This window comes from Rhodococcus sp. HNM0569, assembly GCF_012726205.1.
In the GTDB taxonomy this organism is placed as follows: domain Bacteria; phylum Actinomycetota; class Actinomycetes; order Mycobacteriales; family Mycobacteriaceae; genus Rhodococcus_F.
In genome coordinates, this window is the sequence record NZ_JAASAE010000007.1 from 194,495 (window position 1) to 210,920 (window position 16,426).

Annotated in this window: 21 protein-coding genes and 1 tRNA gene; 9 read left to right on the forward strand and 13 right to left on the reverse strand. The window is 68.9% G+C overall.

The window, feature by feature from the left end:
- Window positions 1-69: 69 nt before the first annotated feature.
- Window positions 70-1,179 (reverse strand): type I restriction enzyme HsdR N-terminal domain-containing protein, encoded by a 1,110-nt coding sequence (locus HCA44_RS12150; RefSeq protein WP_169648814.1) that lies wholly within the window; start codon window positions 1,177-1,179, stop codon window positions 70-72.
- Between the two features lie 220 nt (window positions 1,180-1,399).
- Here HCA44_RS12150 and HCA44_RS12155 point away from each other — a divergent pair, with 220 nt between their 5' ends.
- On the forward strand, window positions 1,400-2,005 hold the full coding sequence (locus tag HCA44_RS12155) for a PepSY domain-containing protein (RefSeq protein ID WP_169648815.1): 606 nt from the start codon (window positions 1,400-1,402) through the stop codon (window positions 2,003-2,005).
- A 60-nt stretch (window positions 2,006-2,065) separates the two neighbouring features.
- Here HCA44_RS12155 and HCA44_RS12160 read toward each other — a convergent pair whose 3' ends face one another.
- From HCA44_RS12160 to HCA44_RS12180, 5 genes are all read right to left on the reverse strand, one after another.
- Entirely contained in the window at window positions 2,066-2,413 is a 348-nt protein-coding gene (locus HCA44_RS12160) for a hypothetical protein (protein WP_206038036.1), read from the reverse strand.
- Between the two features lie 156 nt (window positions 2,414-2,569).
- Window positions 2,570-2,660: transfer RNA gene (locus HCA44_RS12165), tRNA-Ser, on the reverse strand.
- A gap of 66 nt (window positions 2,661-2,726) precedes the next feature.
- Entirely contained in the window at window positions 2,727-2,918 is a 192-nt protein-coding gene (locus tag HCA44_RS12170; protein WP_169648817.1) for a CsbD family protein, read from the reverse strand.
- Between the two features lie 89 nt (window positions 2,919-3,007).
- The gene (locus HCA44_RS12175) at window positions 3,008-3,469 is read right to left on the reverse strand and encodes a nucleoside deaminase (RefSeq protein ID WP_169648818.1); all 462 of its coding nucleotides are present in this window, start codon (window positions 3,467-3,469) and stop codon (window positions 3,008-3,010) included.
- A 13-nt stretch (window positions 3,470-3,482) separates the two neighbouring features.
- The gene (locus HCA44_RS12180; protein ID WP_169648819.1) at window positions 3,483-3,998 is read right to left on the reverse strand and encodes a tRNA adenosine deaminase-associated protein; all 516 of its coding nucleotides are present in this window, start codon (window positions 3,996-3,998) and stop codon (window positions 3,483-3,485) included.
- 49 nt (window positions 3,999-4,047) lie between these two features.
- On the opposite strand from HCA44_RS12180, the gene HCA44_RS12185 reads away from it, so the two are divergent.
- Window positions 4,048-5,028, forward strand: a complete 981-nt coding sequence (locus HCA44_RS12185; RefSeq protein WP_169648820.1) for a prephenate dehydrogenase — start codon at window positions 4,048-4,050, stop codon at window positions 5,026-5,028.
- Between the two features lie 15 nt (window positions 5,029-5,043).
- On the opposite strand, the gene ppk2 is transcribed toward HCA44_RS12185, so the two are convergent.
- The 3 genes from ppk2 to HCA44_RS12200 form a co-directional block, all read right to left on the reverse strand.
- Complete coding sequence (ppk2, locus tag HCA44_RS12190) at window positions 5,044-6,048, reverse strand: polyphosphate kinase 2 (protein WP_169648821.1); 1,005 nt, start codon at window positions 6,046-6,048, stop codon at window positions 5,044-5,046.
- Window positions 6,049-6,105: 57 nt separating this feature from the next.
- Entirely contained in the window at window positions 6,106-6,693 is a 588-nt protein-coding gene (locus HCA44_RS12195; RefSeq protein WP_169648822.1) for a putative glycolipid-binding domain-containing protein, read from the reverse strand.
- Window positions 6,694-6,760: 67 nt separating this feature from the next.
- Window positions 6,761-8,362 carry a sodium:proton antiporter gene (locus HCA44_RS12200; RefSeq protein ID WP_169648823.1) on the reverse strand — a complete coding sequence of 534 codons (1,602 nt, stop codon included), beginning with the start codon at window positions 8,360-8,362 and terminating at the stop codon, window positions 6,761-6,763.
- 202 nt (window positions 8,363-8,564) lie between these two features.
- On the opposite strand from HCA44_RS12200, the gene dcm reads away from it, so the two are divergent.
- Genes dcm through HCA44_RS12215 form a run of 3 tightly spaced genes read left to right on the forward strand, consistent with a single transcriptional unit; the run spans window position 8,565 to window position 11,255 of the window.
- On the forward strand, window positions 8,565-9,710 hold the full coding sequence (gene dcm / locus HCA44_RS12205; RefSeq protein ID WP_169648893.1) for a DNA (cytosine-5-)-methyltransferase: 1,146 nt from the start codon (window positions 8,565-8,567) through the stop codon (window positions 9,708-9,710).
- A gap of 12 nt (window positions 9,711-9,722) precedes the next feature.
- A complete protein-coding gene (locus tag HCA44_RS12210; RefSeq protein WP_169648824.1) occupies window positions 9,723-10,145 on the forward strand; it encodes a very short patch repair endonuclease in 423 nt (140 codons plus the stop codon).
- Between the two features lie 60 nt (window positions 10,146-10,205).
- Window positions 10,206-11,255, forward strand: coding sequence for an NAD(P)-dependent alcohol dehydrogenase (locus HCA44_RS12215; protein ID WP_169648825.1), 1,050 nt, complete (start codon window positions 10,206-10,208; stop codon window positions 11,253-11,255).
- A 66-nt stretch (window positions 11,256-11,321) separates the two neighbouring features.
- On the opposite strand, the gene HCA44_RS12220 is transcribed toward HCA44_RS12215, so the two are convergent.
- Both HCA44_RS12220 and HCA44_RS12225 read right to left on the reverse strand, forming a co-directional pair.
- Complete coding sequence (locus tag HCA44_RS12220) at window positions 11,322-11,621, reverse strand: hypothetical protein (RefSeq protein WP_169648826.1); 300 nt, start codon at window positions 11,619-11,621, stop codon at window positions 11,322-11,324.
- Between the two features lie 456 nt (window positions 11,622-12,077).
- On the reverse strand, window positions 12,078-12,749 hold the full coding sequence (locus HCA44_RS12225; RefSeq protein WP_169648827.1) for a GAP family protein: 672 nt from the start codon (window positions 12,747-12,749) through the stop codon (window positions 12,078-12,080).
- A gap of 150 nt (window positions 12,750-12,899) precedes the next feature.
- Between HCA44_RS12225 and HCA44_RS12230 the strand changes: the two genes are divergently transcribed.
- The 4 genes from HCA44_RS12230 (at window position 12,900) to HCA44_RS12245 (ending at window position 15,421) form a co-directional block, all read left to right on the forward strand.
- Window positions 12,900-13,739 (forward strand): sigma-70 family RNA polymerase sigma factor, encoded by an 840-nt coding sequence (locus tag HCA44_RS12230; RefSeq protein ID WP_169648828.1) that lies wholly within the window; start codon window positions 12,900-12,902, stop codon window positions 13,737-13,739.
- A gap of 119 nt (window positions 13,740-13,858) precedes the next feature.
- Window positions 13,859-14,065 (forward strand): hypothetical protein, encoded by a 207-nt coding sequence (locus HCA44_RS12235; RefSeq protein ID WP_169648829.1) that lies wholly within the window; start codon window positions 13,859-13,861, stop codon window positions 14,063-14,065.
- A 44-nt stretch (window positions 14,066-14,109) separates the two neighbouring features.
- A complete protein-coding gene (locus tag HCA44_RS12240; RefSeq protein ID WP_169648830.1) occupies window positions 14,110-14,418 on the forward strand; it encodes a hypothetical protein in 309 nt (102 codons plus the stop codon).
- 1 nt (window position 14,419) lies between these two features.
- Window positions 14,420-15,421 (forward strand): iron-containing redox enzyme family protein, encoded by a 1,002-nt coding sequence (locus tag HCA44_RS12245; RefSeq protein WP_346764691.1) that lies wholly within the window; start codon window positions 14,420-14,422, stop codon window positions 15,419-15,421.
- 3 nt (window positions 15,422-15,424) lie between these two features.
- Here HCA44_RS12245 and HCA44_RS12250 read toward each other — a convergent pair whose 3' ends face one another.
- Window positions 15,425-15,640, reverse strand: a complete 216-nt coding sequence (locus tag HCA44_RS12250) for a CDGSH iron-sulfur domain-containing protein (protein WP_169648832.1) — start codon at window positions 15,638-15,640, stop codon at window positions 15,425-15,427.
- Complete coding sequence (locus tag HCA44_RS12255) at window positions 15,637-16,317, reverse strand: HemK2/MTQ2 family protein methyltransferase (protein WP_169648833.1); 681 nt, start codon at window positions 16,315-16,317, stop codon at window positions 15,637-15,639. Before HCA44_RS12255 ends, HCA44_RS12250 begins: the two co-directional genes overlap by 4 nt.
- Window positions 16,318-16,426 lie beyond the last annotated feature (109 nt).

Consider the following 16,426-nt stretch of genomic DNA (forward strand, 5'->3'; position numbering starts at 1 on the left):
TGAGCACTTAACGAGTCCCTGTACGCCTTTTTCGCGCACAGGGACCCGTTTGCGCTCGCACCTCGGAACCTACTCGTCGATGTAGCCGCGAATCGTTTTCCTGATCTGGTCGGCGAACTGGTAGATGTCTACGACCGTCGCGATGTCGCGCCGGACGCCCGTCCGGTCGCCCTCCTCGAACACGGTCACGAACTTCGTGCTCTTCCCGTTCAGGTGGAGGCGAATGATCGGCTTGCGATTGTTGTCGTCGAGAAGAACCGCGAAGTAGCTTTTGGCATCGCGGTGAACGATGCGATCGGGGGCCACTTCTGACACGCCGATCGCCCGAACGATGTTGAAGCCCTCGAGCTCTTCTTCGGTCGTCACCACGTCGGAATCGACCTCCAGGGCGATCTCGGTGTCCGGACCGACTTGTGATTCCGGCTGCGGCGCTACGGCGGTATCCGCGATCACGGCGGGCGCTTCGCCGCCCAGAGCATTCTTCAAACGGTCGTTGACCTGGTCACCGATGTACTGCGTGGATGCTTTCGCTACCAGACCACGGAATTGGTCGACGACGCGCTGAGTCGCCTTGCCCTCGTAGACACGTGATGTGAAGAAGCGAACCCACTCGTCGGACGGCTCCTTCACCTCACCCGCCAGCACCCGCTTGATCATGCCTATGTACTTGAGTTCTTCGGCTGCGCTGACCACCGAATCGAGATCGAACGACTCCTTGGACAGCTTCTGCAACTCCGGAACAAGAGTTCTGTCCATGTCCAGAAGATCGAAAACGAGGAACGGCTTCTCGTCCATCCGGTTGGGAGCATCGCCGTCGGTGTACACCTGGTACACCTGTCCGTTCGTGAGCACCGCGATACGGGCCGAAGTGACGGCGAAGTACCGGAACAACTGCGATGCGTGGTGGACGTTCAGCGGCTCACCCACCTTCTTGCACTCGACCAGGATCTGCACGCCCCCGTCCTTCTTGACGGCATAGTCGATCTTCTCGCCTTTCTTCACCCCCACATCCGCAACGAATTCCGGTACAACTTCGGCGGGATCGAAGACGTCGTAGCCGAGCACCGACGAGATGAAGGGCATGATGAACGCGTTCTTCGTCGCCTCCTCGGTCTCGATCTCCGACTTCTTTTCACGAACCTTCGATGCGAGCGCATTGAGGCTTTCGGCGAAACCCATGGACCCACCACCCTCCTGATCGGTTAGCGTATTCAAGCATCTTTCCAGCAACTTCCACCAGACCTCAAAGATCACTTTTTCCAACGTTTTTGCTGAGATGCTTGCTGCTCATTGCCAGACAGCAAACGACATGTGGACGGCCGGGTGTTGCGGGTTCGGAAGTCGGCCGATTCACTCCCGACTTTCCGGGTACCCGTCCGAGAAACACGTGGGAGGACACATGAGGGTCAAGCGGTCGTCGGCGAGCATCGTGGTCGCCGGGTGCGCGCTGCTCGCACTCGTGGCGTGCGGTGACGACAGCTCCGATTCGACCGGTGGCACGCTGTCCGGCACGAAACCCGGCGCCCCGTCGGGGGCCGGTACCCCCACGTCGAGCACCGCTGCCATCCCGAACGACGGCACCTCCGTCGACGACGCGATCGCCGCACTGCGCACCGCGGCGGGCGCGGTGTCCGAGGGGCGTCCGTTCGATCTCGAACGGGAGGAGGAGGGCACCGAATCGGTGTTCGACACTGCGGTCGCGTCGGGAGCCGACGAGTTCCAGGTGTTGGTCGACGCCGACGGCGAGAACGTGCGTTCGCAGCGACAGGTGGACAACCCCAGCGACGACATCGCGAAGCTCGATTCCGCCACCGTCGACGCGGCCGACGCGCTGCGCGCCGCGGGCGAGCGGGAGCCCGGCGCGCAATTCGACGAGATGGAGATCGACACCGACCACTCCGGCGTAGTCGTCTGGCAGGTGGAGCTGATACGCGACGACGGCATCGACGTCACCTACCGCGTGGACGCACGCACCGGTGAGATCCTCGGAACCGGCGGCGGGTAGCACCGTGCGCGAAACCGGCGTACCTGGACTCGCAAAGTGCTCACGAGGAGTGGGTCGCAGTCACCACCGGCGGATGCGCGCGAACGGATACCCGCCGACCGCGGTGACCACCAGTGCGTACCCGGCCGTGGCGACGAGCATTCGCGTACTGGGGTCGGTGGAGAACGCTGACAGGTCCTGGGCGAGAAACGTGAACGCCGGGACCAGGGCCATCACCGAGGAGACGGCGCACCAGTGGGCGACGAGCCGGTTGGCGGCCCTCGCGAGCTCGGGATCGTCCCGGACCCTCGCCGGTGTGCGATAACCCTTGTCCGGGCACGTGGCCCACCCCCTCATGCCCGTGTAGGCGGCCAACGCGGACACACCTGCCGACAGGAAGAACAAGAGGGTGAGGACGGTGTGCAGCACTGCGTCACCCTTCCACAGTGATGCCACTCCTTCTGGTGGGTGCTCAGCGACGCCGGCCACCGTGCGTGAAACCGGCGTACCTGGACTCGCAAAGTGCTCACGAGGGGGCGTGCACAAAGAAAAGTCCCCCACCTGCCGAAACAGGTGAGGGACTCTTGGCGGTGGCGGAGGGATTCGAACCCTCGGACGGGGGTTACCCGTCACACGCTTTCGAGGCGTGCTCCTTAGGCCGCTCGGACACGCCACCGCAACAAAAATTACCAGGTGGCAGGCCGTTCCTCGAAATCGGCTGGTCAGAGGGCCTGGGAGCGGGTCAGGACAGCTTGTCCTTGGCGTCGCGTGCAGCGTCCTTGATCTTCTCGCCGGCATCCTTCACCGACGACTTCACCTGGTCGCCCTTGCCCTCGTTCTCGAGGTCTTTGTCGTCCGTTGCGCTGCCGACGGCCTCCTTGGCCTTGCCCGCCACGTCGTCGGCCTTGTTCTGCGCCTTGTCGTCGAGTCCCATACGAGTCCTCCTGATCGTCGGTGGCATGTCGACGGATCGTCGGTGGCCACTTTCCAGGCAACCACGATCCGCGCAGACGTGCACGAAACTCACGCGCCCCGATGGCTCCAGAAGAACTCTTCGAGCAGCGCGGCGCACTCGTCTTCGAGGACGCCGCCGCGGACCTTGGGCCGGTGCACGAGCCGCCGGTCGCGCACGACGTCCCACAGCGACCCGACGGCCCCCGTCTTCGGCTCCCACGCCCCGAACACGACGCGGTCGACGCGCGCGAGGACGAGGGCGCCCGCGCACATCGTGCACGGCTCGAGAGTGACGGCGAGGGTCGCGTTTTCCAGACGCCACCCGTCGCCGTGACGACGCGCAGCCTCCCGCAGCGCGAGGATCTCGGCGTGCGCGGTGGGATCGCCGTACTGTTCGCGAGCGTTCGCGGCGCGGGCGAGTTCGGTGCCGAACTCGTCGAACACGACCGCCCCGACGGGGACGTCGGCGTCGTCGGCGGTGCGCGCGGCAGCGATCGCGGCACGGATCATGCGCTCGTCGTCGCGGCTCATCGGCGCGCCGACCTCACTCCTGCGCGTCGAGCACGGCCGACAGTTCGGCGTCGAACCCGAGCCGCTGCGCGATCATGGAGAACTGCTCGTCGGGGTACAGATCGGTGTCGCCGACGATGACCGCGAGCACGGGCTCCGGCAGGCCGAGGTCGGCGAGGATGGTCAGGTCGCCTTCCTCCCACGGCTCGGTGTCGTCGATCTCGTCCGGGTCCAGATCGGGGATGTCGACGTTGAGGCGTTCGAGGACGTCCGCGGCGATGTCGTAGTCGACGGCCGCCGTGGCGTCCGACAACAGCAGCCGCGTGCCTCCGGGAGCAGGGCGCACGATGACGAAGAACTCCTCGTCGACGTCGAGCAGGCCGAAGAATGCCCCCGGGCTGCGCAGGCCCAGCAGTTCGCGTTCGGCGTTCTCCAGACCGTCCAGCGCACGGGCACCGAGAGCCTTGACCTTCCAGCGGCTGTCCTCGAACACGACTGCGACCGCGAACCCGTCCAGTTCGTCTTCGCGACCCGCCCGTTGTGCACTCATGGGCGCAACGGTAGCCGCCGGGACGGCAGTTGATGAAGTCGATCACCGAATGTGTCAACCTGAAGCCGTGTCGAATCCGCGTTCCGTCGCTTCCACCACCCCTCCCGTCTGCGTCCTCGGACTCGGCCTGATCGGCGGATCACTACTGCGCGCCGCGGTCCGCGCCGGGCGAAAGGGCTGGGGCTACAACCGTTCGGACGCCACCGCGGCGGCCGCACGTGAGGACGGATTCGATGCGAGCACCGACCTGAGGGCCGTGCTCGGGCGCGCCGAAGCGGAGTCTGCGCTCATCGTGATCGCCGTGCCGATGCCCGCGGTCGACGCGACCCTCGACGCCATCGCCGAGTACGCGCCCAGCTGCCCCATCACCGACGTCGTGAGCGTGAAAGCGGCAGTGCTCGAAGCAGTTTCCGCGCACGGCATGTCGCCGAAATATGTCGGCGGGCATCCGATGGCGGGGACGTCCGCGTCGGGCTGGACCGTCGGGTCGGTCAACCTGTTCCGCGAGGCCGTGTGGGTGGTCGACACGCGGCACGACGTCGACCCGCACATCTGGCGGCAGGTCGCGCAACTCGCCCTCGACTGCGGCGCCGTCGTCGTGCCCGCCGAACCGGTCGAACACGACAGCGTCGTCGCCCGCATCTCGCACCTGCCACACCTGCTGGCCGAGACCCTCGCCGTGACGGGCGACGCGGGCGGCCCGCTGGCACTCGGCCTCGCGGCGGGCTCGTTCCGCGACGGCACCCGTGTCGCCGGCAGCTCGCCGACCCTCGTGCGCGCGATGTGCGAGGGGAACAGGGACGCCCTGCTCGTGGCGCTCGACGAAGCACTCGCGCTGCTCACCGCCACCCGCGCGAGTCTCGACGCCGAGGCCAGCGTCGCCGATCTGGTCGACGCCGGGCACGCCGCCCGAGGGCGCTACGACGAACAGACCCACTGGGAGATCGTCGGCATCGAACCCGGCAGCGACGACTGGGCCAAGCGACTCCAGGATGCAGGCAGGCGCGGCGGGCGCATCCGCCGCCTGTGAACGAGGCCGTTCCCGTCAGGATCCGGCGTGCCTGCGTACCTCGAGCGACAGGTCGGGGAACCGGTTCATCGGCCGCTCGCCCTCGTCGTAGACGGTGTCGGGTGAGCCGATGATGAGCGGATCGGGCGTGCCGACCACGCGCTGATCCTTGTTGGTGTAGGCGAACTGGTCGAGCACCCAGCGCATCGCCTCGAGCCGGGACCGCTTCTTGTCGTTGGACTTCACGATCGTCCACGGCGCATGGGGGGTGTCGGTGTAGAACAGCATCGCGTCCTTGGCGTCGGTGTACTCGTCCCACTTGTCGAGCGACGCGAGGTCGGTGGGCGAGAGCTTCCACTGCTTGACGGGATCGGTGCTGCGCGCGAGGAAACGCGCATGCTGTTCTTCGCGGCCCACCGAGAACCAGAACTTGATCAGGTGGATGCCGGAGTTGACGAGCATGCGCTCGAACTCCGGTGCCGAGCGCGTGAATTCGAGATATTCGCTGGGTGTGCAGTAACCCATGACGCGTTCGACGCCTGCCCGGTTGTACCACGAGCGGTCCATCAACACGATCTCCCCGGCTGCGGGCAGGTGCGCGACGTATCGCTGGAAGTACCACTGGGTGCGTTCGCGTTCGGTGGGCTTCTCGAGCGCGACGACGCGCGCACCGCGGGGATTGAGATGCTCGGTGAACCTCTTGATGGCACCGCCCTTGCCCGCCGCGTCGCGACCTTCGAAGATCAGGACGATCTTCTCGCCGTGCTCCTTGACCCACGCCTGCAGCTTGAGCATCTCGATCTGCAATGCGCGCTTGCGCCGCTCGTACTGGCGCCTGCTCATCCTGGTGTCGTACGGATAGCCCTGCCGCCACGGCGCTTCGGGCCCGTCGTCGGAACGTTTCGGGCCCTTCTTGCGCAGCAGCTCGCCGATCTCGTCGATCTCGGGCGTGACGTCGATCTGCTCGGGCGTCGCCATCTCGAAATCGGGCTTGTCTCCGCGATCGGGCTTGCCTCCGCGCGCACGTGACGATCCGCTCATCGCCACGAGACTACCGGGGCCGCGTCACCGGCCGAGGTGATTCGCGGACCGGTGGGGTCAGATGCGCTGGGCCAAGCCCGGGTAGTCGACGACGAAGCCCGCCGAGTCGACCGTGACCGACGAACTCGACACGGGCGACAGGACGTGGATGCCGTCGGCGCCGCTGCTGTAGGTGAGCGCTGCACCCTCGACGCGCAGGTCGAGCAGGTTGACGTAGACGACGGGCACCTGGACGTCCTCGGACTGCTCGTGCAGGCCGAGGCGCCGGATGGGCAGCGTGTTGAACAACGGGCTGAGCACGACGTCGACGTCGAGCGCGCCGTCGAACCGTGAGCGCTGGTGGTTGGCGCCGTTCTCGACCATCCACGTGCCCTCTTCGTCGCGGCTGATCGACATCTGCCGTTCGCCCGCCGCGACGGCGAGCCGCAACGAGAGCCTGCGCGTGACGCCCGCCTCGTCGGTGACCAGGTCGTAGGACGCGCTGAACGCGGGGTGCTCGCTGCTCTCGGCACCGATGATGCGGCCCGCGGCTTTGATGCGCTTGCCGACGAGCTGGACGCGGACCGACTCCATACGCGGCACCGTGTGGGCCCGCCAGGTCAGGACGGCGGGAAAGTTCGGGGCACCGGGGGCTGGGATGCTCACCTGCTCTACGGTATGCGAACCCGAGCCCGTGCGTGGGGCCGGGCCGCCGATACAGGCACGTGTGTCGTCAGTGCCGCGCCGTGAAGGTGTCGTTCGCGGACGCGAGGCGGTCGAGCCGTTCCAGGACGCGATCGGCCACCTGCGGATCCTGGCCGCGTTCGCTGCGGGCCCGCACCACCTCGGCCCGTGCCGCTTCGAGCGCGGACTGCTGGAGTTCGAGCATCTCGCGGCGCCTGCGCACGAGCGCCTGCACGTGCTCGTTGTACTCCTGGGTGTGATCGCCCGCCCTTCCCTCGGGGTCGCCGTGCGCGACGTGGTCTTCGTCGGTCATCCGCTCGTACAGCGCGCGCACGCGCGTGACGACCTCGGGCGGCAGCGAATCCGACGCGCCCGCGACGACGCCGAGGGCGGCGGTGCGGGCCCGGTGCGCGAGGCCCGCCTCGGCCTTCGCCTCGGCGTCGGCGACATCGGAGACGCCGAGTGTGCGCACGAGCCACGGCAGCGTCAGGCCCGGCAGGATCATGCTCATCACGAGCACCATCGCCGCGATCACCACCGCCTCCGACCGGTACGGGAAATCCGCGGGGAGGCTGAGCGCGAGCGCCAGCGTGACGAGACCGCGCATGCCGCACCACGTCATCACGACCACCTCCCGCATCGACGCGGGCGCCGCGGTGCCGTCGCCGCGTTTGCGCAGGTACACGCTCGTGAGCCACATCCACACGAATCGCACGGCCAGCAGCACGAGCCCGACGATCACGCCGTGCCAGACCATGGTCCACACGTCGGCGCCCGCATCCTCGATGATCTGCCGGAAGTCGAGGCCGATGAGCCCGAACGCGAGCCCCGTCACCATCAGTTCGGCGACACCCCAGAAGGACGACGACGCGAGCCGGTCCTCGGGGTCGAGCGCCGCCTCGGACGACGCGACCTGCACCGCCGCGATGACGACCGCGATGACGCCCGACGCGTGGATCTCCTCGGCGAGCAGGTAGACGACGAACGGCACGACGAGCGTGAAGCCGGCCCGGCCGATGCCGTCGACGATGTGCACGGTGACCCAGTTCGCGAGCCAGCCCGCGACGAAGCCCAGCACGACCGCGGCGCCCGCGGTGTAGAGGAACTCGAGCCCTTCGAGCCCGTAGTCGACGTCGCGGCCTGCGACGGTTGCGGCGATCGCCGCCTGGAATGCGACGAGCGCGGCCGCGTCGTTGAACAGGCCTTCGGTCTGCAGTGCGCTGACGATGCGGCGCGGGATGCCGACGGGCTCGGCGACGGCCTCGACGGCGACCGGGTCGGGCGGTGCGGCCATCGCGCCGATCGCGATCGCGGCGGCCACGGCGATGCCGGGCAGCAGGATCCACGCGGTCCACGTGACGGCGACCGTGGTGAGCACGACGAGACCGATGGAGTGGAATGCGATGACCTGCCAGTGCGCGCGGAACATCGACCACGACGTGCGGCGCGCGAGCGCCCACAACAGCGGCGGCAGGAAGATCGGGAGGATCAGCTCGGGTTCGAGGGCGACGTGCGGGATGCCCGGCAGGAACGCCGCGGCGCCCGCGACGAGCGTGAGCAGCACCGGCCACGGCACGTCGAACCGGTCGCCGAGACCGACGACGAGCACCGTGACGAGCATGAGCCCGATCACCACGAGAAGCTGATCCACTGGCGTTTCCCTCCTGTCCCGCGTCCTCCCACGCAGGTCGACCGCCGGACGAGCTTTTCACATCCGGACAATCCGGCGATCGGTGCCCGCCGCGTCGCGGGTCGTGGTCGGGAACGGCCCGATTCTCGAGTAACGTTCAATTCCCGATTGGGGAATGGCCCATCGGTTCGTGAGAGAGGGTGCCGTGACGTCGACCGGGAGCATGGTGGGCTTGTTCGCCGGCATCGGCGGACTCGAGCTCGGCCTCCGCGACCACGGGTGGACCACGGAACTGCTGTGCGAGATCGACCCCGGCGCGCAGGCGGTGCTGCGCAACCGGTTCGCCGACACCCCCCTGCACACCGATGTGACGCGGCTGCGGTCGCTGCCCGGCTCGATCGACCTGGTCGCGGCCGGGTTCCCGTGCCAGGACCTGTCGCAGGCGGGCCGCACCGCGGGCATCACGGGCACGCGCTCGAGCCTCGTCGACGAGGTGTTCCGGCTCGTGCGGCGCAAGAAGGGCCCGCGCTGGCTGCTGATCGAGAACGTGCCGTTCATGCTGCAACTCGGCCGCGGCGCGGCGATGCGGCACATCACGTCCGCGCTGGAAGACCTCGGCTACGCGTGGGCGTACCGGGTGGTCGACGCGCGCGCGTTCGGCCTGCCGCAGCGGCGTCAGCGGGTGCTGATGCTCGCGTCGCGCACCGACGATCCGCGCACGGTGCTGTTCGGCGAGGACGCGGGGGAACGGCCCGAGGGCGACGCCGCCGATCACCCGTGCGGCTTCTACTGGACCGAGGGCACCCGCGGGCTCGGCTGGGCCGTCAACGCCGTCCCGACCCTCAAAGGCGGTTCGTCGGTCGGCATCGCGAGCCCGCCCGCGGTGCGTCTGCCGTCGGGCGAGATCGTCACTCCCGGCATTGTCGGCGCCGAGCGGCTGCAGGGCTTCGACCCCGAATGGACGCTGCCCGCGACCACCGACGGCGGCCTGCGCGCGGGGCACCGCTGGAAGCTCGTGGGCAACGCCGTGAGCGTGCGCATGGCGAGCTGGGTGGGTTCGCGGCTCGACGCGCCGCGCGAGTTCACCGCCGACTACCAGTCGCCGCTCGCGCCGGGCGATCCGTGGCCGAGCGCGGCGTGGGGCCGCGACCGGGTCGCCTTCCGCGTGCACACGTCGACGTGGCCCGTGCAGGAACCGTACGAAGACCTCGCGGGTTTCCTCGGGGATGCGCGACTGCTGTCGGCGCGCGCGACGGCCGGCTTCCTCAAGCGCGCCCGCATGGGCAATCTCCGTTTCGCGCCCGGCTTCATCGACGACGTCGAGAGCCACCTCGCGCGGATGGGCGGCTTCCCGGAAGCGGCCGCGTAGCGGGGGCGCCGCATGCCGTCCACCGACCCCGCCACGAGCGCGCGCATGGCGCGTCAGCGCCGCCGCGACACCGCGCCCGAGGTCGCCCTCCGCCGCGAACTGCACCGCCGGGGGCTGCGCTATTTCGTCGACCGCGCGCCGATCCGGGGTGTGCGCAGGCGCGCGGACGTCGTCTTCCCCGGACGCAAGGTCGCGGTGTTCGTCGACGGCTGTTTCTGGCACAGCTGCCCGCAGCACGCGACGCACCCCAAGAACAACGCGCAGTGGTGGACCGACAAGCTCGCGGCGAATGTCACGCGCGACCGCGACACGGATGCGCGGCTGCGTGAGCAGGGCTGGCAGGTCGTCCGCGTGTGGGAGCACGAGGCGCCGCAGGGCGCCGCCGATCGCGTCGAGGCCGCCGTGCGCGGCACCGGAGAAGCAGCCGACGCATGAACTGCAGACCTGGGGGGTATCCGTGATCGGGACAGGATCCCCGAACGGGAAGGGCTGAGCATGAAGGCACTGCAGTACCGCAAGGTGGGCGAGCCCCCGGAGATCGTGGAGATCGACAAGCCGAAGCCCGGACCGGGCCAGGTGCTGCTGCAGGTCACCGCCGCCGGCGCGTGCCATTCCGACGACTTCGTCCTCAAGGCGCCGGAAGGCCAGTTCCCGTATCCGCTCCCGATGACACTGGGCCACGAAGGCGCCGGGCGGGTCGTCGAACTCGGTGAGGGCACCGAGGGCGTCGCGGGCATCGAGGTGGGTGCGAATGTCGTCGTCTACGGACCGTGGGGCTGCGGCACGTGCTGGTTCTGCGCCCAGGGCCTCGAGAACTACTGCTCGCGCGCGGCGGACCTGGGCATCTACCCGCCCGGCCTGGGCTCGCCCGGCGCGATGGCCGAGTACATGATCGTCGACTCGCCTCGGCATCTCGTGCCGATCGGCGACCTCGACCCGGTCGCGACGGTGCCGCTCACCGACGCGGGCCTGACGCCGTACCACGCGATCAAGCTGTCGCTGCCGAAGATCGTGGCGGGCACCGACGTCGTCGTGATCGGCTCCGGCGGCCTCGGCCACGTCGCGATCCAGTTGCTGCGCCATCTGACGCCCGCGCGGGTGATCGCGCTCGACGTCACCGAGGAGAAGCTCGAGTTCGCGAAGTCGGTGGGCGCACACGAGGCAGTGTTGTCCGACGCCAATGCGGTCGAGGCGGTCCGCAAGATCACCGGCCCGGCGGGTGCACGCGCGGTGTTCGACTTCGTCGGCTACCAGCCCACGATCGACACCGCGCTCGGCGTCGTGGGCACGCAGGGCGACGTCACGATCGTGGGTATCGGCGACGGCGTCGCACACGCCCGGATCGGCTTCTTCGGACAGCCCTACGAGGTGGCCGCGCGCACCCCGTACTGGGGCAGCAGGCCCGAGCTGATCGAGCTGATCGCACTCGCCCACGAGGGCGTTCTCGACGTCGCGACCGAGACGTTCTCGCTGGACGACGCCCCGGAGGCGTATCGCAGGCTCTCGGCGAACGAGCTGCGTGGTCGCGCGGTGATCGTGCCGTAAACGGGCACTCGTGACTTCTCACAAGGCGGCGCCGTCCCCGTCGAGGACGGCGCCGGTGCGTGGGCGTCAGGCGCGACGCGAGCGCAGTTCGGAAATGCAGATGAACTTGTGGACGCCGACCTCGCGGGCTGCCTCCACCTGATCGCTCGCCCTCAGCTCGCGTTCGCGGGCGAACAGCGATTCGACGAGCATCTCGAGCTCGCGGGTGTCCATCACGCACACCGACTGGAAGATCGGGCCCGTGGTGCCGTCGGCCCGCGCCGCCGCTTCGCCGGCGCTCCAGCGCCCACGCGGCGTGGCGACCAGCGTCGCGACAGCCATGACCAAGGTGCCCACCGTGAGGCTCACGGCTATCGCGGTGCTCATCACGACGACCACCGCCCGCGAGAAGTGAACGACCGTTCGGCGTACGTGGACGGACGCGGCCGTACCGATACTGACAAAGACATTCGACGATTCCTCCGCAAAGGCGCGGCGGCCGCACGAGATCGCGGACACCGGCACCCGGTTCGGTTTGCTCCCCGCTTCGGACTTCGATTCCCACCCCGACCACAGATTGAACACGTCCGCACGCCGATCGCCGAGGGGCACACGCAAGGACTGTCAACATTCACAGAGTTGGGCCGACACCCTTTCGTTACCGTACCGTTGCGCACTCGCCGGCGCCACGCGGCGGCCGTCATGGAGCACCGGAAACCCGCCGCTACATGCGTGTTTCGCGTCGAGCGCTCGTGACCGGAATGCTTCCGGCGACACGCCGCCTGCGCCCGCACCGTTACGAACCCGCGTGTCGCGCGCGGCGCCCGTCGTCAGCTCCGAAGGTCACCACACGGCGGTGTGGTGGACGAGCGCGTCGACGACGAGCAGCGCGCCGATCACAAAGAAGATCACACGCACCGCCCGCGGGCCGTACCGCGTGAACACGCGCACCACCGCGAGATAGCGGCGCACCGCGCCGCGCGTGCGCCGCGTCGACAACACGAGGACGAGGACCGGCGGAATCAGCGCGAGAGCGCAGTACACGACGACGATCAGTGGCCACAGCACCGGTCGCTGAGTCGACAGCAACGCGAGGCCCGCCAGATAAGGCACCGCCGTCGGCGCCTGCACGATGCCGATGACCGCGCCCGCGGCCGCGAGCACCCACGGCTTCGAGCGCATCCGCGTCGCCCATTCCGGTGGCGTCCGGCTGCCGGACGGCAGCAACGCGAGCACCACGAGCACCACGCCGATCGCGAGCTCACCGCGATAGCGGGTCGCGTCGGTGAGCGTGAAGCCGAACCAGTCGGACAGGAACCCGAGACCGAGCACCGTGAGGATGCCGAAGGTCGTGGTGGAGACGAACACGCCGCCGAGGAACGCGAGAGCACGCGGCACCGCGGAACGGCGCGCCGCGCGGGCGTCGTACACGACCGCGACCGTGACGCCGACCAGCAGCACATCGAGCGAATCGAGGAATGCGAAGCCGAGCAACGCCACCAGCAGAGCCACCACAATGCGGCAACCCTAGCGGGCTCGCCTGCGCCACCCCACGGGCGCCCACGAGCGGTCTACCGTCGGAACGGAGGCCGTTGATCGGGCCTGCTACCACGCGAGACGACAGCTGTTCTCTTCCGACACACCCGCAACGGAAGGAGTGAGCCTGTGGCCGATACGACACGTGGTGTCACCCTGGCAGCGCCGCGCGGACGGCGCCACGACGAGGAGGGTGCCGTCATCGACGCCGCTCTGGAAGCTCTGGCCGCGGTACCTCGTGAGCACCGGCTCGGCAGCGCCGCGTTCCGGAACGCCGTCGAGTGCGCCCTGCCGCTGTCCGACCGCATCGCGATGGGATACGCGGGACGCGGCCAGTCGGCCGAGGAACTGCGTCAGGTCGCCTATCTGGGCCTCGTGCAGGCGGTGCTCCGGTTCGACACGAGCCAGGGCACCCCCTTCGTCGCGTACGCGGTCCCCACCATCCGCGGCGAGATCCGCAGGTTCTTCCGGGACTGCACCTGGCCCGTGCACGTCAGCCGGCACGTGCGCGACATGCACGCGCGAGTCGGCCGGGCCGTCGACACGCTGTGCAACGAGCTCGGCCGCGCGCCGCGCGTCTCCGAGCTCGCCGAGCACCTCGGCATGCCGCACGACGAGACGTCGGACCTGCTGCTGGCGTGCGACACGTACCGCGTCGAGTCGCTCGACACCCCCGCACACGTCGATTCGCCGACCCCGGTGGGCGACACGATCGCGGACGACGCGCACGACACGATCGACGCCGAATCGCGCGTCATGCTGCAGCACGCGATCCGCACGCTCACGCCGCAACGCAAGAAGATCGTGTACCTCCGATTCGTCGAGGATCTGACCCAGTCGCAGATCGCGAAACGCGTCGGATGCTCGCAGATGCAGATCTCGCGCGAGTTGCGGTCGTCGCTGTCCGAGATGCGCTCGGCGCTCGCGCCCGATGCGACGGACATCGCCGACGGACGCGAAAGCACATAGCGGCTGCCGACATTCGCGTGCGCCCGGCCCACGGCGAGCCGGATCCGGGGCACACTGGAGGGTGCACGGCGATCCACACCGCCGCGCCGGCACGACAACCACCCATCGAGGAGGTAGTGATGGCCGAATACCGAGTGATCGATCCGACCGGAACGGTCGTCGAGACACGCGAGATCACCAGCGCCGAGGACGCGCACGCCTGGTTCGTCGACGTCCGCGCCGACAACACCGAACTCGGCTGGCGCATGGAAGTCCGCAGCGACGATGCGGCCGGAGGGGACAGCGGCTGGTCCTTCTTCGACGACACCGAAGGCACCCCCGACTGATCGAAATCGCCTCCTGCGCACCACACGGCACGAAAGGAGTCCCCATGACGGACCGAGGAGAACGCGGCCGCGCCAAGGCCGCGGAGAGCTTCCTGACGCTCGTGCTCGTGCTCGTCACCGTCGCGGCGGCGGGCGTCTTCCTCGTCGCCCTCGCGGGCGGTTACGAGGGGTGGAGCCTGATCGCGGGAATCGTCACACTCGTGTTCGCAGTGGTCACGATCGCCGTGTTCGTCGACGGACGACGCCGCAAGCGCGCGTCGACGATCGTGTACACGCCGGACTCCCCCGACGTCACCGTGGAGGTCGACGCCGAGCGCGACGATGCCCCCAACCCGCGGGGCGAGGAGGGGTGACGTGAGCGCCGTGTCCGTGCCGTTGCCCTCCGCGCGCGGGCCGGCAGGCGAGGCGCTGTTCGACGCGCTGCGCCGATCCCCGGAGGCATCTCCCGGGCCGGACGTGCGGGTCGTCGAGCGTGGTGCGCTCGACCCCGAGGACCTGCATTCGGCGTTGTACTGCGCGTACGAGCTGCACTACCGCGGTTTCACCGACGTCGACGACGCGTGGGAGTGGGCCCCGGCACTGCTCGCATTCCGGCACCACCTGGAACAGGCGTTCCTGGAGGACCTGCGCGCGCACGTGCCCGGCGGCAGGGACGCCGACGCCGCGCTCGCCGCGCTCACCTACGTGTCCCCGTCACCGGGCGGGCTGGGCGGTCATCTGCGCGCCGAGGGCACGTGGGAGCAGATGCGCGAGACGTTCGCGCACCGTTCGCTGTACCACCTCAAGGAGGCCGATCCGCACGCGTGGGTCATCCCACGCCTGCAAGGCAATGCCAAGGCCGCGATGGTGGCTGTCGAGTTCGACGAGTTCGGCGGCGGCCGCGGCGACCGCATGCACGCGCAGCTGTTCGCCGACCTCATGGCCGCGGCCGGCCTCGACGACGGCTACCTCGCCTATCTCGACCGGGTGCCGGCCGAGCCGCTCGCGATCGTGAACTTCATGTCGATGTGCGGACTGCACCGGTCGCTGCGCGGCGCTCTCGTCGGGCATTTCGCCGACGTCGAGACCACGTCGTCGCCCGGATCACGCACGATGGTCGAAGCGCTGCAACGCATGTCGGCACCCGACGCATGCGTGCACTTCTACGCCGAACACGTCGAAGCCGACGCGGTGCACGAGCAGATCGTGCGACATGACGTCGTCGGAGATCTGCTCGCGCGCGAGCCGCATCTCGAGCCGGACGTCGTATTCGGGATCGAGGCAACCGAACTGCTCGAGCAACGGCTCGCCGATCGGCTGATCGGCAGCTGGCGGCGCGCCGAAAGTTCCCTTCTCCCTGCGCCGGTCGGCGTGTGAACGCTAGCCGCCCTCGCTGCGCTCCACCGGCTTCCGTCGACGATGACTCGTGTCGCACAACGGATAGATGCCGCTGCGCTTGCAGCGGCACATCGCGACGGTGAACCGGTCCGAGCGGACCGTGGCGCCGTCCTCGGTGACGATCTCGACCGGCCCGTCGATGAGCGCCGGTCCACCGGGAACCAGTCGCACACGGCGGCAGTCGCGCTGCGGGCTCATGCCGGACGCACCCCGCCGACCACCACGATCTCCTCGGTCGTCTGGCCGGCGTCGAGGAATCCACGGTTCTCGAGCATTCCTCTCCTGCTCGACAGCACCGGTCCGAACGGGATCTCGCGGCGCAACCGGACGTCGGCACGCAGGCCGTGCTCCTCGAGCATCACCAGGGTCTTCTCGACGTCACTGAGCGCCGACTGCGCGACGAGGACCGTGCCGCCGGGTTCGAGCAGGTCGGCCGCGGCAGCACACACCCGATCGAGCAGGGCACGGCCGTCCACGCCCGCGTCCCACGCCCGCTGCCTGCCGGCTGCAGGCAGGCGGTCGCGCACCGCGGGCACATAAGGCGGATTGGAGACGACGAGGTGGTAGCGGTTACCCGCGACGGGTTCGGTGAGATCGCCACGCCGGACGTCGATCGACGTGTTCGCGAGGCGCGCGTTGAGGCGTGCCGTCGCCACCGCCCGGCGCGAGACGTCGACGGCCGTCACACTCTCGGCGCCGCACTGGGCGGCATGGATCGCCAACGCGCCGGTCCCGGTGCACAGGTCGATCACGCGGGCATCGGGTGGCACCGAATGCGCCGAGATCGCGTCGCGCATCAGCTGCGTATCGTCTTGCGGCCGATACACTCCGGGAAGTCGCATCAGGGGCACTCGGCCCTGGGGGATTCGCAGCATGTCTCTCCCGTCTCCGCTCTCGATACTGGCACGGCATGCGAGTGCGGTGGGTTGGAACTGCGGGTGGGCTGGAACGCTCGGGGAGGTACCCGACGGACGATCTCGCGAA